14 protein-coding genes are annotated in these 17,705 nt (G+C 60.1%); 4 read left to right on the forward strand and 10 right to left on the reverse strand.

Annotated features, from left to right (window positions below; all coding sequences use genetic code 11):
• Positions 1 to 17: 17 nt before the first annotated feature.
• From lysA to FE702_RS14045, 6 genes are all read right to left on the reverse strand, one after another.
• Positions 18 to 1,283 carry a diaminopimelate decarboxylase gene (gene lysA, locus FE702_RS14020; protein ID WP_147126953.1) on the reverse strand — a complete coding sequence of 422 codons (1,266 nt, stop codon included), beginning with the start codon at positions 1,281 to 1,283 and terminating at the stop codon, positions 18 to 20.
• A gap of 49 nt (positions 1,284 to 1,332) precedes the next feature.
• Positions 1,333 to 2,247, reverse strand: coding sequence for a glycosyltransferase (locus FE702_RS14025; protein WP_222611817.1), 915 nt, complete (start codon positions 2,245 to 2,247; stop codon positions 1,333 to 1,335).
• Positions 2,237 to 3,052: a hypothetical protein gene (locus tag FE702_RS14030; protein WP_147126955.1), complete on the reverse strand. Its 816-nt coding sequence runs from the start codon at positions 3,050 to 3,052 to the stop codon at positions 2,237 to 2,239. Before FE702_RS14030 ends, FE702_RS14025 begins: the two co-directional genes overlap by 11 nt.
• Complete coding sequence (locus FE702_RS14035) at positions 3,040 to 5,265, reverse strand: rhamnosyltransferase WsaF family glycosyltransferase (RefSeq protein WP_147126956.1); 2,226 nt, start codon at positions 5,263 to 5,265, stop codon at positions 3,040 to 3,042. Before FE702_RS14035 ends, FE702_RS14030 begins: the two co-directional genes overlap by 13 nt.
• 63 nt (positions 5,266 to 5,328) lie before the next feature.
• Positions 5,329 to 6,006: an ABC transporter ATP-binding protein gene (locus FE702_RS14040; RefSeq protein ID WP_147126957.1), complete on the reverse strand. Its 678-nt coding sequence runs from the start codon at positions 6,004 to 6,006 to the stop codon at positions 5,329 to 5,331.
• Positions 6,003 to 7,289: a KpsE/RkpR family capsule polysaccharide export protein gene (locus FE702_RS14045; RefSeq protein ID WP_147126958.1), complete on the reverse strand. Its 1,287-nt coding sequence runs from the start codon at positions 7,287 to 7,289 to the stop codon at positions 6,003 to 6,005. The genes FE702_RS14040 and FE702_RS14045 overlap by 4 nt, the downstream gene beginning before the upstream one ends.
• A 60-nt stretch (positions 7,290 to 7,349) precedes the next feature.
• Between FE702_RS14045 and FE702_RS14050 the strand changes: the two genes are divergently transcribed.
• Positions 7,350 to 8,165, forward strand: a complete 816-nt coding sequence (locus tag FE702_RS14050) for an ABC transporter permease (RefSeq protein WP_255449695.1) — start codon at positions 7,350 to 7,352, stop codon at positions 8,163 to 8,165.
• 30 nt (positions 8,166 to 8,195) lie between these two features.
• Here the strand turns inward: FE702_RS14050 and FE702_RS14055 are convergent, their stop codons facing one another.
• The 4 genes from FE702_RS14055 to FE702_RS14070 form a co-directional block, all read right to left on the reverse strand.
• Positions 8,196 to 10,883 (reverse strand): calcium-binding protein, encoded by a 2,688-nt coding sequence (locus tag FE702_RS14055; RefSeq protein ID WP_147126959.1) that lies wholly within the window; start codon positions 10,881 to 10,883, stop codon positions 8,196 to 8,198.
• Between the two features lie 100 nt (positions 10,884 to 10,983).
• Complete coding sequence (locus FE702_RS14060) at positions 10,984 to 12,381, reverse strand: TRAP transporter large permease (protein WP_147126960.1); 1,398 nt, start codon at positions 12,379 to 12,381, stop codon at positions 10,984 to 10,986.
• Positions 12,378 to 13,010: a TRAP transporter small permease subunit gene (locus FE702_RS14065; protein WP_147126961.1), complete on the reverse strand. Its 633-nt coding sequence runs from the start codon at positions 13,008 to 13,010 to the stop codon at positions 12,378 to 12,380. Before FE702_RS14065 ends, FE702_RS14060 begins: the two co-directional genes overlap by 4 nt.
• A gap of 93 nt (positions 13,011 to 13,103) precedes the next feature.
• Positions 13,104 to 14,126, reverse strand: a complete 1,023-nt coding sequence (locus tag FE702_RS14070) for a C4-dicarboxylate TRAP transporter substrate-binding protein (protein WP_147126962.1) — start codon at positions 14,124 to 14,126, stop codon at positions 13,104 to 13,106.
• Positions 14,127 to 14,576: 450 nt separating this feature from the next.
• On the opposite strand from FE702_RS14070, the gene FE702_RS14075 reads away from it, so the two are divergent.
• From FE702_RS14075 to FE702_RS14085, 3 genes are all read left to right on the forward strand, one after another.
• Entirely contained in the window at positions 14,577 to 14,786 is a 210-nt protein-coding gene (locus FE702_RS14075) for a Flp family type IVb pilin (RefSeq protein ID WP_147126963.1), read from the forward strand.
• A gap of 91 nt (positions 14,787 to 14,877) precedes the next feature.
• Positions 14,878 to 16,080, forward strand: a complete 1,203-nt coding sequence (locus FE702_RS14080) for a CpaE/TadZ family protein (protein WP_147126964.1) — start codon at positions 14,878 to 14,880, stop codon at positions 16,078 to 16,080.
• Positions 16,077 to 17,705: a TadA family conjugal transfer-associated ATPase gene (locus FE702_RS14085; protein ID WP_255449696.1), complete on the forward strand. Its 1,629-nt coding sequence runs from the start codon at positions 16,077 to 16,079 to the stop codon at positions 17,703 to 17,705. Before FE702_RS14080 ends, FE702_RS14085 begins: the two co-directional genes overlap by 4 nt.

Raw genomic sequence — 17,705 nt, forward strand, 5'->3', positions numbered from 1 at the left:
TCATGACCTCTATGGCGTCATAGCCATTCAGGTATGGTATCGCGATTGATGATGTCGTCAAAGGTTGGGCGTGGGCGGATAACCGCGAATTGATCGCCCTGAACCAGAACTTCGGGGATCAGCGGGCGGGTATTGTATTCGCTGGACATGACCGCGCCATAGGCCCCCGCACTGCGGAAGGCGACCAGATCGCCTGCATTCACGGCTGGCATGTCGCGGTGTTTGGCAAAGGTATCACCGCTTTCGCAGACGGGACCGACGATGTCATATTTGGCGGGCTCGGCGCCCGGTGTAGGTTCGACGACGGGAATGATATCGTGATGCGCGCCATACATCGCAGGGCGGATCAAATCGTTCATTGCGGCGTCGAGAATCAGGAATTGGCGATCCTCGCCTTCTTTCACGTAGATGGTCGAGGCCACGAGGATACCTGCATTGCCCGAAATCAGGCGGCCCGGCTCAATCTCGATTTCGCAGCCCAAATCCCCGACGGTTTCGCGGATCAGTTCGCCATAATCCGTCGGCAGAGGCGGAGCGAGGTTCGAGCGTTCATAAGGAATGCCCAGTCCGCCGCCGAGGTCCAGGCGGGTAATCTCATGACCTTCGGCGCGCAATTGACGTGTCAGGTCGGCAACCTTGGTATAGGCCATCCGGAAAGGTTCCAGATCGGTCAACTGAGACCCGATATGGACGTCGATGCCGATCACTTTGAGGCCGGGCAGGCTGGCGGCCAGCGCATAGACCTCGGACGCGCGCGAAATCGGAATCCCGAATTTGTCGCCTTTGCGCCCTGTGGCAATCTTTTCGTTGGTCTTGGCGTCGACATCGGGGTTCACGCGGATCGTGATCGGGGCAGTCACGCCCATCGCAGTTGCGACCGCCGAGAGCGCACGCATTTCCGGTTCGCTTTCGATATTGAACTGACGAATGCCGCCAGACAGGGCCATGCGCATTTCGTCGACCGTTTTGCCGACGCCGGAAAAGACGATGCGATCCCCGGGAACGCCAGCTGCGCGGGCACGGGCATATTCACCGCCAGACACCACATCCATACCGGCACCTGCATCCCCTAGAAGTTTCAGGATGGCCTGATTGGACGCGGATTTCATCGCAAAGCACACGAGGTGGTCACCCCACGAGAGCGCGTCGTCGAACAGCGTAAAGTGACGCAGCAGAGTGGCGCTTGAATAGACGTAGAAAGGCGTGCCAACCGCCGCAGCAATTTCCGCTACGGGTACGTCTTCGGCGTGCAGAGCACCGTCGCGATATAGAAAATGATCCATGGCGTCCCGATACGAAAGGCGCGGGTGTGCTGCAACCCTTGTGAGGCGGCTAGGTGCATCCCAAAGCATGCGCGACCTGCCATGCGCGCTGCGCATGCGTATTTGACAGGCAGACAGGCGGGTTGATGGCAAATTGCACACGCCGATGGGCAGGGTGCCTGCGAGATCGGCAAAAACGTTCAAGAAGTAGGCGATTGCGATCCGGCATTTGCTCGTGGATCGGCCGCAGCGCAGACAGATTCGCGCTGATCCAGCCCGCGTAAGTGCCGTTCAGCAGCCGATGTATCCGCCGCATCCGCGCGCGCGCACCCTGATTGCTGCCAATCGCGTTGGCGGCGTGTTGTCGGTAGAGGACAACCGGTGTCGGGTCCCAGATAAGGGGGGCGTCCATCGCGCTCAGACAGAGGTAGGCCCACCAGTCATGGGCGGGCACAGCCCAAGCCGCTTTGCTGGCTGGTTTAAGGGCGGCCACTGCCGCAGGGTTTAGCACGATGGTGTTTCCGGGTGCCTGATTCTGGACAAGCGCGTTTTCAAAACACAGCCTTGGCGCATCGCGATACGCAGGAGGGCCGATCGGCAGCAACGCCGTATCACAGGGTTGGGTCGCCGCGCACACCATCGCCGGTCCTTGGTTTCCGCGCAGTTGGGTCAATGCGCGGCCCAGTTTGTCCCTGTGCCAGATATCGTCTTGATCGCAAAACGCGACGTAGTGGCCGGCAGGCACCTGACGCAGCAAGTGCAGGAAATTCTGAGCAAACCCCGCACCCGGCCCACGGATCACACGCGCCAGCTTGCGACCGGCGGTGCGGCGAATGATGCCCAGCGTGTCATCAACCGACCCATCGTCAGATACCCAGAGCCGCCAATGCGTGTGGGTTTGAGACACAAGCGATCTGATCTGGGCGTCTACAAAGGCCGCACCATTCAGGGTGGCCATCAAAATCGCCACGCGCTCATGCGGCATGGGCGATCTCTGCATTGCCAGAGAGGTCATTCACATCGAAACCGAAGGTCTCAATCAAGGCGTGGCGTTGCGGGTCAAAGATGGCGCGAAGCCATGCGCGCATGCGTTCATCTGCAAAGGGCGGCGGATTTTTGGTGATCGAAGCCTTTGAACCGCCCGCAGGGCTCAGCGCAGCGGCGAGCGCGTCTTCGCATGCGATCCGCGACAAGGATGGGTTGGCGCGCCATGCGGGTAGGGTCCAGTCCATGGCGGACGTGGCGGGGATCAATTGGGTCAGCGTCGCGCGGATGTCGCGATGGTGGGCCAAATGCAGGCGTGCTGACGGCAGGGCGGTTTGCCACGCCGCAAGAAAATCTGCCGGTTGGATATCCTTCTGCCGCGCCCAGGCAAATTGCCGAAAGCTGCGCCCGTGAAACGCGCGCCCGGTTTCGATAAATGCTGGTAGATTCTGGCGCAGGGTCTGCGAATAATCGCCAAGAATGATTTCATCGAAAGGCCGCAGAAAGGCGGTGATATCGACCTGCACATCCATGCGCTCGACCAGATGCCGCAGACGGGTGGCCCGCGCGGCCTGCGCGAACAACAATTCGTGCGACAACATCAGTATCGGCGCGCGTTCGAATTGGCGGGTCAGCCACGGTTCGGGGACCTCATAGATGACCTCGCCATTGCCGGGATGACCGGGGCCAAGATGCGGGTAATTCAATCCAAGGTCACACAGCTTGCCCCGGTTCTTGAGCATCACACGCTGGAGAAAGGTCGAGCCGCATTTCGGAGCGCCGACATGCAGGATCAGGCGGCGCATCTTTGTGACCCTTCGCTCAGACGGGCATCAATGGCGCACGCCACATGATCAAGCGAGTGTCCCAGCGCGGTGAGAGAGATGCCGCGTTGCGCTATTGTCGGCTCAGGCATGTGCCAGGCGCGGCTGAGCGCGGCAGATAAGGCTGGCACAGTCATATCCGACGACAGGATATGCGGGGCCAATGTGCCAAGATCCTTGGGGCCAAAGCGGTTTGTGACGACCCGCATGCCAGCGGCGGCCATCTCAATCGGCGGATGACTGGGATGAGGGGACATCATGAGCGAGAGGCCAACATCGCTATTGGCCAGAAAGCCGGGATAATCTGACCAAGGCAGTTTGCCGCGCGACTGCACCTCAATCCCGCCGGGCAAGAGCACGTTGCGGTGCTTGAGGCCAAGGCTGACGATTTCAATTTCGGATTTGGTCAGGCCCTCAGATTCCACGAAGCGACCAAGGCTTTCAATCGCGAGAGGGAAAAGATTGCGCGGCACCTCTGGGCGTCCGTAGAGGACCAGCCGTGGTTTTCTGCGCGAACGGCGATCTGGGCGGGGCAAATCGGCGTATTGGGCGACGTTGATGGATGGCGCAAAGACCAGCGGTTCGGCGGCGAAACGGTGCCCTTGCATCCGCGTGTAATCGGCCAAAAGGCGGGTATTAAAGACCGGGCGCGCACCCAGATCGTAGGACGCCAAAGCCCCTGCATGTTCTGTCCCCCACGGATAGAACAGAGGTTCGTAGTCCTGAATGAGATAGTAAAAATCTCGCGCACGGAGACGCGGGTCCTGCGTCAGCGTCTGTGCAAGGTGGGCCGTCCACCACGCGGTTGCGACGTACAGATCCCCTGGATGCGTCGGCAAGGTGCCGCCCTTGACCCCGCAGGTCAGGGTGACGTGGTCGCGGACCGCGGGCTGTGAGGCGCGAGACAGAACAAAGGCACGTGAGGCGGCAGGTGCAGCAACCGGCAGGTCCGTGGCAATGAAACGCACCGCATGGCCCCTCTTGGCCAGCAAGAGTCCAAGGTCGATGGCCGTCGCGATGCCTGCAAATATTTCGGACGGGTTCAAACTTGGGACAAGGACATTGATGGCAGGGCGCGGCGCGGTAAATGCGGGCGTCCACCGCAACCGGGTGCGAGGATCAAAATGCACCCACCACGGCTCTGCCGATTGCGTCGCACTTTGCTCTGTGCCTTCGGATTCAGGGGCATGCGGCTGTTGTCCGGGTGACATTGCATAAAGCCGTTCATCAAGACGTGTAAGTTCCCCGCGCAGGGCCTTGGGCCCCAATCCTGACGCCGCGCGCCCCACGGCCCATGCCGGACGTGCGGCGCTGATCGCTGCAAAGATTATTGCCTGACGGGCGGGCCCGAAGCGACCTGTTGCGGCATGTCGGGCCGCGTCACCGATAAAGCGGACCGCATGGGTCGGTTTCCAGAACGGCCGCAAATTACGCGTTTCGCCAACGCGTTGCCGCAGGGAAATGGCAAGGAAGCGCGCGAGGGCATAGCTCGCGGCAGCCTCGCGCAAGGATGCTGGGCCTTGACCCCTTGATGCGCCCAGCGTGTTCGTCTCGTGTTGGCGATAGGCGACCAGCGGTTTGGAAAGGCGTGTGATGCCGCGACCCGCGGCGGCGATCAGGGCAAGCCAAAGGTCGTGGTAGAAATGCACCCCGTCCTGCGGAGGAAAGGGCAAAGCGCGTTCCACGACACTGCGCCGGAACAAGGCGGTCATGCCGGTGACCGTGTTGCCGCATAAAAGCGACCGCGCATCATCGCGCTGCGGGCGCTTGTCATAGTGAAAAAGGAACTGGCCGATTTGCCGACCCTGGTGGTCGATCAGCGTCGCGTCCGAATGCACCAGATCGGTGTCCGCACGTTTTAACGCCGCCAACCCGTCACCAAGCCGCGATGGCAACCAGATATCGTCCTGATCCGCCAACGCGAAAAACTGCGTGTCGGGAAAAGCCTCCAGAGCCCGGGTTAAACCGAATTCAAACGCCCGCACGGCATCAAGCGGAGTGTCGGGACGCAGCAAGAGCACATCCAACCCGGCCTCACGGGCGGTTTTCACGACGAGGTCATCCGACGTCCTGTCGGCGATGACGCAAAGCAGATCGTGCTGTGTATGAGTCTGGGCCGCGATGGATGCGAGTTGTTGAAGCAGAAATTCTGCATTTGGCTGATACACAGCCATTACAACGCAAATGCGCGTCATCACGATCCTCCACCGGGGCTACCTGTTTGGGACCGACCGTGACGGCATGGGTTTAAGAAGCCATTAAGCGTGATGCGGATTGGGACGATTTCTGATCAGAGACAGGTGATGATCAATGGCAGCCTCCACATCAAGGTAGTGTGTGATGCGCCCTTGTGAGAGGACAACCGCCTCGTCGCAAATCTCACGCAAGAGCGGCAAGGTATGCGATACGACAATGGCTCCCGCCCGCTGCATGCGATCCAGAAACAGTGTCTTTGACCTTTCCTTGAACCCGGCGTCACCGACGGATGTCACCTCGTCGACCAAATACGTGTCGAAGGGAATGGCCATCGCACAGCCAAACGCCAGCCGCGCCTTCATGCCCGCGGAATAGGTTTTGACTGGCTGGCGCAGATGACGCCCAATCTGCGCAAAGGATTCGACAGCATCGACCATCGATGCGGCATCAACCCCATAGACCCGCGCCAAGAAGCGGATGTTTTGCCTGCCGCTCAAGTCACCGTGGAACGAGCCCGTGATCCCGATGGGCCAAGACACCCGCCCAGAGGTCTCGACGCGGCCCTGATCGGGGTCCATCGTCCCGGCGATAATGCGCAGCAGGCTGGATTTTCCGGCCCCGTTGCATCCCAAAAGCGCAATGGATCGACCGCCGCGAAATCGGGCCGAGATGTTGTCGGCCACGACCGTGGCACCGGCCCCGCGGCCATAGCGTTTCGAAACCCCTGAGAGCGTAATCATCGGCGATCCCGAATAGCGGCGAACAGGATTGAGCCGATGGCCCAGAGCAGGAAAAAACCTCCTGCGATGAGGCTCAAAAGCACATAGCGGCGCGGAAAGCTGGCGCTTTCGGCGCGGGTAGGTGGCACATGGGCCGCGAGGTATCGTGTGGTGCGCCGGGCTTCGGCCTCTGCGCCGTTCAGCGCAGCGCGAGCGGCGACATAGGCGTCCTGAGCAAATCCAAGATCGACGGTCAAACGTTCGAATTCTGCGACCACACCCGCATAGCTTGTTCCTGTTGCCGTGGTTTGCGTTGTCAGCGCGGCCCGTTCCTCTGCGATGAGGTTTCGAATGATGGCGATGCGATTGTCCGCCTCTTGGCGGGCGAATGCGCGGTTGGGACGGTCTGCAGCGACCAGCGCGTCATATTCGATCATGGCCTGTGCCAATTGCTCTTGCAGGGATGAAACGACGCCCATGCGACCTTGAATGTCCGCGGCCGGGTCGACCATTTGAGTGCGGGCGCGAAAAGCTGTCATCGCCAGTCGCGCTTCGCGCAAATCGTCTTGCGCACGTTCGAAATCCGCACGGGCATATGCGGTGGCGTCACGTCGTGCGCTGTCGGACAGCGCATTAATCATCCGCGCGCTTTCATCATAGACGGCCTGCGTGATGGCCTGCGCGTCGCTTGGGGAAAAGGCCAAGGCGCGGATTTTGATGAGGTGAGAATTCGGGTCGTAGTCTACTTTTACCATCCGTCGCCAATGCCTGTGCAAAGCCTCAATCGACGGACTGTCGCCCAAGCCAAACACAGGGTCCGAGGGCACGCGCCATACGCGTTCCAAATCGGTCGTGCCGGAGACGGCCAAAACCAACGCCTGAGACCGTGTGTAATCAAAAAGGATGTCTGCGTCGGTGCTTGACGCGGCAGACAGCTCACCGAGCCCGCTGAGGAAGTCGACGGGTGAGGCGATTTCCTCGGAGCGGACCGAAAACCCGACATAAGAGGCATATTGCGGCGCTGCGACAGCAAAGAGGTAATACACCGCCAGCGCAGCAGGAAGCGCAACGCAGAGCAAGAACGACGTCCACAAGCGCCGATTGCGAGCCCCCTGCCGCAAGGAGGTATTGGTCTGAGGCCTGCGCTGGCGCGGGAGCGGTTCGGCGGGCGGCAAAGGCGAGAACCCGCTGGGTAGCCCTGTGCCGGGACGGGTGCGACGCAGCAAAGCCTGAACCTTGGGCGACGGAGAATGCCCAGGGATGCGCAAGGCGTCGGGCGCAGGTTTTGGAACAGTTTTCTGCACTTCATTCACCCTTTCTTAATCGCGGGGCAGCGACACCGGAGGCTGAGGAGCGATTTCCCGATGCCGAATTCAAACCCGGAGACACTACCCGACCTTGCGCGTGCCACGCGTGCACGTCCGGCGACGGGGCCGATCATCATGGCTTTGATCCTGCGGGAAATGGCGACCACCTATGGTCGCTCGCCCGGCGGCTATATCTGGGCGGTGCTTGAACCGGTCGCGGGGATTGCGCTTTTGACCTTCGTTTTCACGCTGGCCTTTTCGGCACCGCCGCTGGGCCAGAGCTTTCCGTTGTTTTATGCAACGGGGTTCCTGATCTATGCGGCTTACCTGAACCTCTCGAACAAGCTGACCGTGGCGATCCGGTTTTCCAAGCCGCTGCTGTTTTACCCGGCCGTGCGTTTCACCGACCCGCTCATGGCGCGCTTTGTTTTGAACGGGCTGACCGAGTGTGTGGTTGCCGCCATTGTCCTGACAGGGATTGTTGTTATTTTCGCGGTGGAGCCCGCCTTCGATTATCTGACGCTGACGATTGCCTTTGGCTTGACCCTTTTGCTGGGTCTCGGTGTCGGAACGCTGAATTGCGCATTGGTTTCGCTGTTTCCCGTGTGGGAACGCGTTTGGGCCATTGCGAACAGGCCGCTCTTCATCGTTTCGACGATCTTTTTTGTGTTTGAAAGCGTACCCCAACCCTATCGCGACCTTCTTTGGTTCAATCCGCTCGTTCACGTGGTTGGGTTGGCACGGCGCGCCGTTTATCCCGCCTATGACGCAAGCTATGTGTCGATCCCCTTTGTGGCCGGGGTGGCCGGGACGACCTGCCTGATTGGCTTGATCCTCTTGTCGCGGTGGTATCGCGAGATCATCAACAACTGACTAACCAAAGACGGACCGGGGCGGCCTGCTTCAGCCGAGAAAGATAAAATCAGACACATCCAGATCGTCGGCCATGACGTCCTGAAGCAGGATGTCATGCCCGCGATAGGTGATCTGGGCGTAGTGATTTCCGCCAATCGTCACGTCGGAGATGTCTAGCCCGTCAAAGCGGCCGACGACGTATTTCATGCGCAAGGCATCCTCACCCAAGGTGAAATCGCGGATGATGTCGCGCTCTCCTTGGGTGAAGCTATTGAAGACGAAAATGTCACCTTCGGCTCCACCATAAAGCGTGTCGTTTCCGTCACCGCCATTCAACGTGTCCTGCCCGGTGCCGCCATACATCCGGTCATTACCTGCGCCGCCGCCCAAAAAGTCGTTGCCCGTTCCGCCATAGAGACGGTCATCGTCGTCACCCGCGCCGAGCAGGTCGTCGCCTGCATCTCCGTACAATTCATCCGTGCCTGTGCCGCCGCCAAGGCTGTCATTGCCAGCACCGCCGCGAACGATGTCGTTGCCATAGCTGCCGGCCAAGGTGTCGTCGCCAGCACCCCCTTCGACCTGATCGGTGCCCCAGCCCCCACTGGCGACATCATCGCCGTTCCCTGCAAAGATGAAGTCATCATCGGGACCTGAGCCGATGATGTCATTTCCATTGCCGCCATACATGGTGTCGTTGCCAAAGCTGCCGCCAAGCAGGTCGTTGCCGTCCCCGCCATAGACCTGATCATCGCCGTCATGGGCTGCGATATTGTCATCGCCCGCCTCACCATAAAGCCGGTCATTGCCATCGCGCCCCAGTACGGCGTCGTTGCCGTCTCCGCCGCGGATGACATCATGGCCGTCCCCGCCATCCAGCCAGTCATCTCCGTCGCGCCCATAGAGGGTATCGGCCCCAGTCAGACCGCGCAGCACGTCATCACCGTCGCCGCCATCCAGAGTGTTCGCCGCATTGTCCCCGATCAACTCATCGCCAAAGGCTGACCCGATCAGACCCTCGATCGACACAAAGCTGTCGCCCTCGGCCTGTCCGGTATTTGTTTCGGGGTTCAATAGACTGACGAAGACGGCTGATCCGGCAGGTGCGTAGCTTGCCTCATCGTGGCCGGCACCACCGTCCAACCTGTCGGCTCCTTCTCCGCCGATGAGGACATCGTTGCCGTCGCGGCCCCGGATGGTTTGCCGGTCATCGCCGCCCGCGAGTGTTTCTGAGGCGTCGGTGCCTGTGATCTCGTCGCCGGTAAACGCGTAGGTCGCGCCAACATAGCTCAAGTCCACATGGGTGGCGTTCAGAACATGTGCGGTGGTCCATGCGTCAGGGTCGAGCGATTGCCCATCTGCTGAAAACAGGCGTAGAGAATGTGCCCCGAACGCGATGACCGCGCCGTCATTGCGCGATGTGATCGTCAGTTGCGAGATGTCCCTGAGATACCCCCATGCCGAGAGGTCCAGCCGATCCTCTGCCAGATCAAAGTCCGTGATGATGTCCCGGTGCCCATCAGCCCCGATCACGAACAAGTCCGCTCCACCGCCACCCGTCAACGTATCGAGCCCTGCGCCATCTACCAGAATGTCGTCGCCCCACCCGCCATCCAGAGTGGCGCCACTGTCATCGGCCACGAGAATGTCGTGCCCTGCGCCCGCTGTGAGTGTCCCGACATGCTCTGCAATCACGCCGGGTGGACCCAAGTCCAACTCAAGCTGAGTGATGCCGTTTTCCTGTGTCGATGTGACGAACACTTGAAAGGTATCTTCTGTCTGCACCACCTCGATATTGTTGATGTTGCTCAGCCCCGCATCGGTCGTATCGGCGATGCTTTCGACATGTATCAGGCGGCCATCCGGCATCAGGGTAAAAAGGCTTAGCCCGTCATCCTGTCCTGCGACCAGCACATAAACTCGCTCGCCATGGGAAAAGCTCTCCATGACGGCGGTGCCTTCCATGCAGGTCGTGCGGTCATCCATGATTTGGTCAACCGGGGTCAGCGTCCCGTCATGAGACAGGCGCAGGACCGTCAGGCTTGAGGTGTCAGAGGCTGTGACCAACACAAAGGTTTCAGTTCCGCTTTGCACCACGTCAACGGATGTGACCGTGTAGACCGGTAGGAATTGGTCATAGCCGATGGCGGATATCGGCGTGATGTCACCATTGCTGCTGAGGTGCAGCACCGCGATGCCGTTGTCGTTGGCCCCGGCAGCAATCACATAGGTCTGATTGCCCATGCGCGCCGTGCTGAGCGCCGATATGCCGGACATATAGGAGTCTGGCTTGTCCCATTGCGCGTTTTCCCGCGTCAGGTGGGTGCCATCGTACGAATAACACGCCAACCCGCCGCCAGTCGGTTGCGCCATCACGATGAAGTCGCGGTTCCCGACGCTGATGGCCAGCGCTTCGATGGCATCCGAAAACTCACCACTTTGCTCGGCATAGATCGTGAGGCTTTGCGAGGTCTCAACGGCCGAGACGACGTCAAGATCGGAGCGTGCGACACTCAACGAGGTTCCGGAGAACCAACGCGCATCTGTCATCTGGGTTGCGGTGGTCTCAACCTGAGTCACGACACGCGCGGCGGCGTCTGACGTCACCGAAAGCGTGGTTGTCCCACCGCCCAACAGGTTCTGCACCACCAACGCGCTACCGTCATACCACATCTCTGCCGTCGTGTGATGCTGTCCAAGCAACCCAGACGTCATCGTGCCCACAATGCTGAATTGCACCACAACCACACCTTCCCAAACCCCTGCGATGGGTTTGGGCGGTGTCTCTTAATCGGTTGTTAATTCGGCGCGATGATCCACCGGGCCTTTGTGTCAAATCCTACGCAAGCGAGGGGAGCCACAGCACGATCGCCGGGAAGGCCACCAAAAGCGCGATGGTGATCGCGTCGGCGATGAAAAATGGAGTCACGCCCTTGAACACGTCCTGAACGGTCAGATCCTCGCGCACACCCGCGACCACGAAACAGTTCAGGCCAATCGGTGGGGTGATCAAACAGAACTCTGCCATCTTGACCACGAGTATCCCGAACCAGATCGCGCACATCGGGCCTGACATGCCAAACGCGGCCTCTTCGGCGCTGACGAATTCGCCTCCGTTCAGTGCCATGACAGCCGGGAACACCACCGGCAGGGTCAGTAGCAGCATCCCGATCGCGTCCATGAACATGCCAAGAACGGCATAGGCCAGCAGGATGCAGACAAGAATGAGCCATGGCGAGTATTCCAACCCGCTGATCCAGTCAGCGAAAGTGCCCGGAAGGTCAGCAAAGCCAAGGAACCGTACATAGATCAACACACCCCAGATGATCGTAAAGATCATGACCGTCAGCTTGGCCGTCTCAACCAGCGCGTCTTTCAACTGACCGAACTTCATTCCGCGCGCGACGGCCCAGAGGAACACGATGAACGCACCCACGGCGCCGCCTTCGGTCGGGGTACCCCATGCGTCGCCAAAGGGGTTGTAGACGAACATGATGATCATCACGACCACCAGAACGATGGGCAGGGCAGGCGGAAGCGATGCGAACCGTTCGCTCCACGTAAAGCCCCGAACCGGTGGTCCGACGTTTTTGAATGTCATCGCGATGCCGATGATCAGGGCGGCGTAAACAAAGGCCGAGAACATGCCCGGGATGAAGCCTGCCAACAGCAGCTTACCCACGTCCTGTTCTACGATGATCGCGTAGATCACGAGGATGGCTGATGGCGGGATCAAAGAGGCCAGCGTGCCGCCTGCAGCTACGACTCCGGCAGCGAATTGCTTGTTGTAGCCAATCTTCAACATCTCTGGGATCGCGATGCGGGCAAAAACTGCCGCTGTTGCGACGGACGCGCCGGAAACGGCGGCAAAGCCTGCGGTGGCAAACACCGTCGACACGGCTAGCCCACCAGGTACCCAAGCGATCCAGCGTTTCGCGGCTTCGAACAGCGCTTGGGTCAGCTTGGCGTAGTATGCAAGGTAGCCGATCAGGATGAAGGTCGGGATCAGCGACAAGGCATGGGCCGATACCTTTGAATGCGGAACCTGACCCGCGAGCTTGACGCTGATTTCGAGCGATTTCCAGAAGCGGTCCGGGTCGTAGTCAAAGCCGTTCCAACGGACCCAGACCAACCCGACGAACCCCGCAATGCCCGCCGCAAACGCCACGCGCATGCCCAGAAAGACCAGCACGAGCATGCCGCCGGTGACCCACAATCCAATCTCGGTCTGGGTCATTTGTCAGCGCCTTCCAACTGGGCGGCTTCGGCATGGGCCTGTTCAGCGGCGGATTGCACGAGAGGAACGGCGACGGGGCGCTCAAGCCCCAAGATAGCGGCGCGTCCGTAGCCCCATATTTGCAGGATCAGTCGTAGGGACAGGACGAAAAAGGCGACCGGCACGATCAGCTTGGATGGCCAAATCGGCAGGCCGATGTCGATGGAACTGTCGCGAGAACAGAAGGGGCGGGCACAGTCAAACGACCGGTCAAAATGGCTCCATGACCCCCAAAGCAGGGCCAGAACCAGACCAAGGATCAAGATGACCATGATCAATTCAATGATCCAGAGCAGCCGACCGGATAGCTGCCCGATCACGATATCCATGCGGATGTGAACGCCGTCACGCTGTACATAGCTCACGCCCAGGATCGCGATGATGGGCATCAGCGCTTCGATAAAGTCCACATAACCGGGCAGGGGGCTTTCAAAGAATTCACGACCTGCCACGGAATAGGCCGCCAGAAACATCAGGGAAAACGCGGCAAGGCCTGACACGAAGGCAAGCGCGCGTTCAACGGGCACAAGCATGCGGTCTAGGCGCGACAGGAGCGAGCTGTCCTCTAGGACGGTGGCTGAAGCAGGCATGGACGGGCTTTCAGTCTGTGAGAGGCCGGGCCTTGTGACCCGGCGCTCTGCAGTCTTGAAATGGGCGCATGCTGGCGCGCGCCCAGTGAAGGATTACGAGCCGTTGGCGCGGAATTCTTCCAGCGTGGTCACGACGAGGTCGTAGAGTTCCTGACCGGGCAGGCCCTGACCTTCCATGCTCGCGATCCACTCTTCACGGATCGGATCAGCAGCGGTCGCGCGGAATTCGGCAAGCACGGCGTCATCCATCTCGACCTTGGTCACGTTCTTTTCGGCCAAAACGCTGTCCCAACGCTCAAGCAGGTTGCCGTAGTTTTCGAGGTACCAGTCCAGCGCCTCTGGCACCGAGCTGTCCAGGGCAGCGCGATGTTCATCCGAGAGCGACTCGTATGCGTCGATGTTCACCACGACCGGGCAGTTCACGGTGCCGGGGTTCAGGTTGGCAGTCCACCAGTCAGCTTCGTTAATGGTGCCAAATGACAGGTGCGCGTGCTGGGCGAATGCCACAGTGTCCACAACGCCGCTTTCCATCGCCTGATAGGCCTCAGATGCGGTCACGGACGTTGGTGTTGCACCAACCGATGAAAACGCATTGCCGATACCGCCTGTTGCACGAACGCGCATACCTTCAAAGTCTGCCAGCGTTGCTGGTGGCTCACCGGTGCCGACGAGGTTGTATTGCGGCATAGGCGAGGTCATCAGCAGTTTCGCATTCCACTGTGACATTTCTTCTGCGGCTGCCGGATGGTTGTAGACGGCTGCCGAAACGGCGACTTCTTCCTCAAGGTTGGCCACGCCAAGGAACGGCAGTTCCAGAACGGTGATAACTTGGTTCTTGTCGCGGTGATAACCTGCGCAGAACTGCGCCATCTCGAACGCGCCGATTTCGATCCCGTCGAGATTTTCGCGGTTGCGCGACAGGGTTTCGCCATAGGCAATATTGATGGTGAATTCGCCGTTCGTTTTCTCGCTGACCAGTTCCGCCAGTTTCTCGACATGCTCGGTAAAGGCACGACGCTGACCCCAGAGCGAGGCATTCCATTCAGTTGCCAAAGCTTCGGTGCCGAACGCAACACAGATCGCCGCCACGCAGGCGCGGCCCAGATATTTGTTCATGATGTTCTCCCAATGTGGATCGCGTTTGTTTTGGTGCGAACCTTATGCCGCATACTTTAGCCTGTAATTCCGACTTGCAAAGACCCCAGAAGACACGCTGCCGCCTGTGATCGGGGTTGCCTGCGCGAATCGTCCTTCGAATGGGGCTGACCCTAACCTTCGTGGAGCCGATGCAGCGGGCATTTGGCGGGTCGAAAAGAAACCGCATCCCCGCAAGCTTGGGAACCCAAGGTTGTATCAAATTGCTGTCGGCATGTTGCTGACACAGCCTGCCTTATCGCGACCACAATTCGGCCTGCATCCCATCAGACCTTGGTATGAAAGCCGTCAATACACTGGTTCTATTTGGCTTTTTCCGACCCTCGGCGGATATCTGAATGCCGCTGCAGGGCGCATTGTCTTCTCATCCCGGGTCACACCGACCCATCCAACCATGAGTGAGACTGACCAATGAAACCTACATTTATCCGCAAAATGATCGCTTCCTTTGCCAAGGACGAAGAGGGCGCGACCGCCATCGAATACGGGCTCTTTGCTGCTCTTGTCGGTGCAGGCATCGTGGCCATCGTCGCCACGCTCGGTGACCAGACCGAAGTCGGATTCACCACGATCAGCACCGAACTTGAGACCGCGGGTATCGAAGCGCCACCATCAACCTGATCCTCCAAGCGCGGGCGGGCTCGGCGTTTCAACGTCCCGCCTGCGCATCCCCATGACCTTCCAATCTCCCATTCGTCTGAGGAGCTTTCTCATGCCGTTTGACACCAAGAGCACCCCCCCAATCCGCGATCTTGCTGCCTATATCTGTAGCGATGAAGGTGCACAGGTTGCCTCCGACATCTTTGCCGTGGCGAACATAGCGGCAGACAATCTGCATGGTGGTGGGCTAAGCGGTGCAGCGCGGCTCTCGCCCGAGGTGTTGGGCGGCGGCGTGATCCTCGCAGAGATGGGCGACATCCCCCTTTCCATGGCATGTGAATGCGTGGCCGAACTGGACCGACACGACCTGCGTGTGATCGTTCTGGGGCATGCCACCGACCTTGCCAGCTACCGCGCGCTTCGCCATGCCGGTGCAGCCGAGTATTTCACGATGCCCGCCGATGCCGAAGAGGTGGCGCTGGCATGTATTGCGCCATCGCTTGACCCACGCGGCCAACCTGTCGCGGCCGTTGCAGCACCTGCCACCCAGGGCCCCGTTGTCGGTATTGTCGGTACCGCAGGCGGCGTTGGAGCCAGCCTGCTTGCGCAGAACCTCGCGGCCTATGCCAGCGGCAAAAAAGGCCCCGGATTGCACACCGCGTTGCTGGACGCCGATCTTGAGTTCGGTACGCAAGCCATCGATTTCGGGCGCGAAGAGACCTCCGGATTGCTGGACGCCCTCGCGGCCACGGATCGCGTCGACCAGACCTTTTTGAATGCCACGATGGACCACGTGGAAGAGCGCCTGTCGCTTTATTCTGGTCAGGTCACACAAGTTCAGGCCAGCAAGGAGTTCGAAGCCGGGTTGCCGGCGCTCAGCACGTGCTTGGGCGCAGCGTTCGAGAGCGTCATTGCAGACATTCCACGAGCCACGCTGATGCGGCAGCCGGGCCTTGCCAAAGCCATGAGCGCCATTGTTCTTTTGGTGCCGGCCGGCTTTGCCGGTGTTTACACCGCACGCCGTCTGATGGCGCAGATCACGACTGAGGCACCGCAGACGCGGATTGTTCCGGTCTTGGCGGACCTGCGCCGTGATGCGCGGCTGTCTGCCAAGGATATTGAGCGGACGTTAAAGACAAGAATGGCGGTCACGCTTCCTGAATGCGGAGCCGTGCTTGCCAAGGCGCATCGCGCCGCGCGGCCATTGATCGAACAGCAACCTCGCGGGGCATGGGCCAAGTCGGTCCGCAAGGTTTGGTCAGCGGCCACTGACACACAAACCAAGGCCAAGTCGCGCTGGGCCCTCTTCAAGTGAGAGATCACCCCGACACCTTGCCGCGCACGGATGACACGGTGCTCGACGCTGTTTTGCGGATTGCGCAGCAGATCAGCCATGACGGCTGGAGCGCGCAGGAGCGTGCCAACACAGCCTTGTCGCTGGTGCTGGAAGCCTCCGACGCGCCGATGTCCCTGCATGAGCAACGACAGGTGCTGGAACAGGCGACGACGGCGCTGAGTGCGGGTGGTGCGCCCAAGGTCTCAGCGTTACGCACGCCCGTTGATGTTAAGCATGACGACCAGGCGACCGCGCCAGAGACAGGTGGCGAGCCTGAACATTCCTTTAGCAGCGCAGCCCTTCCGGCGGTCGTCCCGCCTTCCCCGAAACCTGCTGCGCCAGACGTCGATCTGATGGGGATCAGCAGCGAAGTCGTGAAAGAGCTGTCTGACTCTCTGAATTTTACCGAGCTGGCAGCTCTGCCGCGCGAAGATCAGCATGCCCGCATCCACGACGCGATCCGCGATCTGAGTGAAAAACGAAAACTGCGCCTGAACGGGCGTGAGGTCAGTGATCTGGTCAAGATGGTACTGGCAGACATGCTTGGCCTCGGTCCGCTGGAGCCGCTTTTGTCCGACCCGACCGTGACCGACATCATGGTGAACGGACCGAGGCAGGTGTTTGTCGAACGCGGTGGTAAGCTGGAACTGACGCCGGTGAGGTTTCGCGACGATGCGCATGTCTTTGCTGTGGCCAGCCGGATCGTCGCCGATGTCGGCCGTCGGGTGGATGAAAGCCAACCCATGGTCGACGCCCGCCTGAAGGATGGAAGCCGTGTCAACGTCGCCGTGCCGCCGTTGGCGATCGACGGGCCGACGATCACGATCCGCAAATTTCCCGATACGCCAGTCAAATTGGACAGCCTTGTCAAAGGTGGCTCGCTGTCTGCGCAGATGGCGGGCTTCCTGGCGATTGCCGCGCTCCTGCGGCTGAACATCCTGATTTCGGGTGGCACGGGCTCCGGCAAGACAACGCTGATGAATGCGATGTCAGAATACATTCCGGCTGGTGAGCGGCTGGTCACCATCGAAGACGCTGCAGAACTTCGGTTTCAACAGCCGCATGTGGTCCGGTTCGAAACCCGCCCGCCCAACGTCGAAGGCGTGGGTGAAGTCACCATGCGGACGCTGGTGCGCAACGCGCTGCGGATGCGGCCTGATCGGATCATCATTGGCGAAATCCGCGGCGATGAGGTCCTCGACCTATTGCAGGCCATGAACACGGGTCACGACGGCTCGATGAGCACGTTACACGCGAACTCGCCGCGCGAGGCGCTGACCCGCGTTGAAAGCATGGCGGCGCTGGCCGGGTTCGACCCGAGCACCGGCGTTGTCAGGCGGCAATTGACGGATGCGGTGCACTTGATCGTGCAAGTATCGCGCATGCGGGATGGCAAACGCCGCATCACGTCGATTTCCGAGGTCGTCGGCATCGCTGGAGACGTGATCACCCTGCAAGACCTGTTCACCTTTGACGTTGATCCTAACAGCAGCCGAACCGAGGTGCGCGGGAGCTTTCGATACTCAGGATATCGACCGAAATTTTCATCCCGCGCGGCCGATTATGGGGTCGGGCATGATCTTGACGCTTTGCTGAAAGGATAG

This window comes from Shimia ponticola, assembly GCF_007995215.1.
Lineage (GTDB): Bacteria > Pseudomonadota > Alphaproteobacteria > Rhodobacterales > Rhodobacteraceae > Shimia_B > Shimia_B ponticola.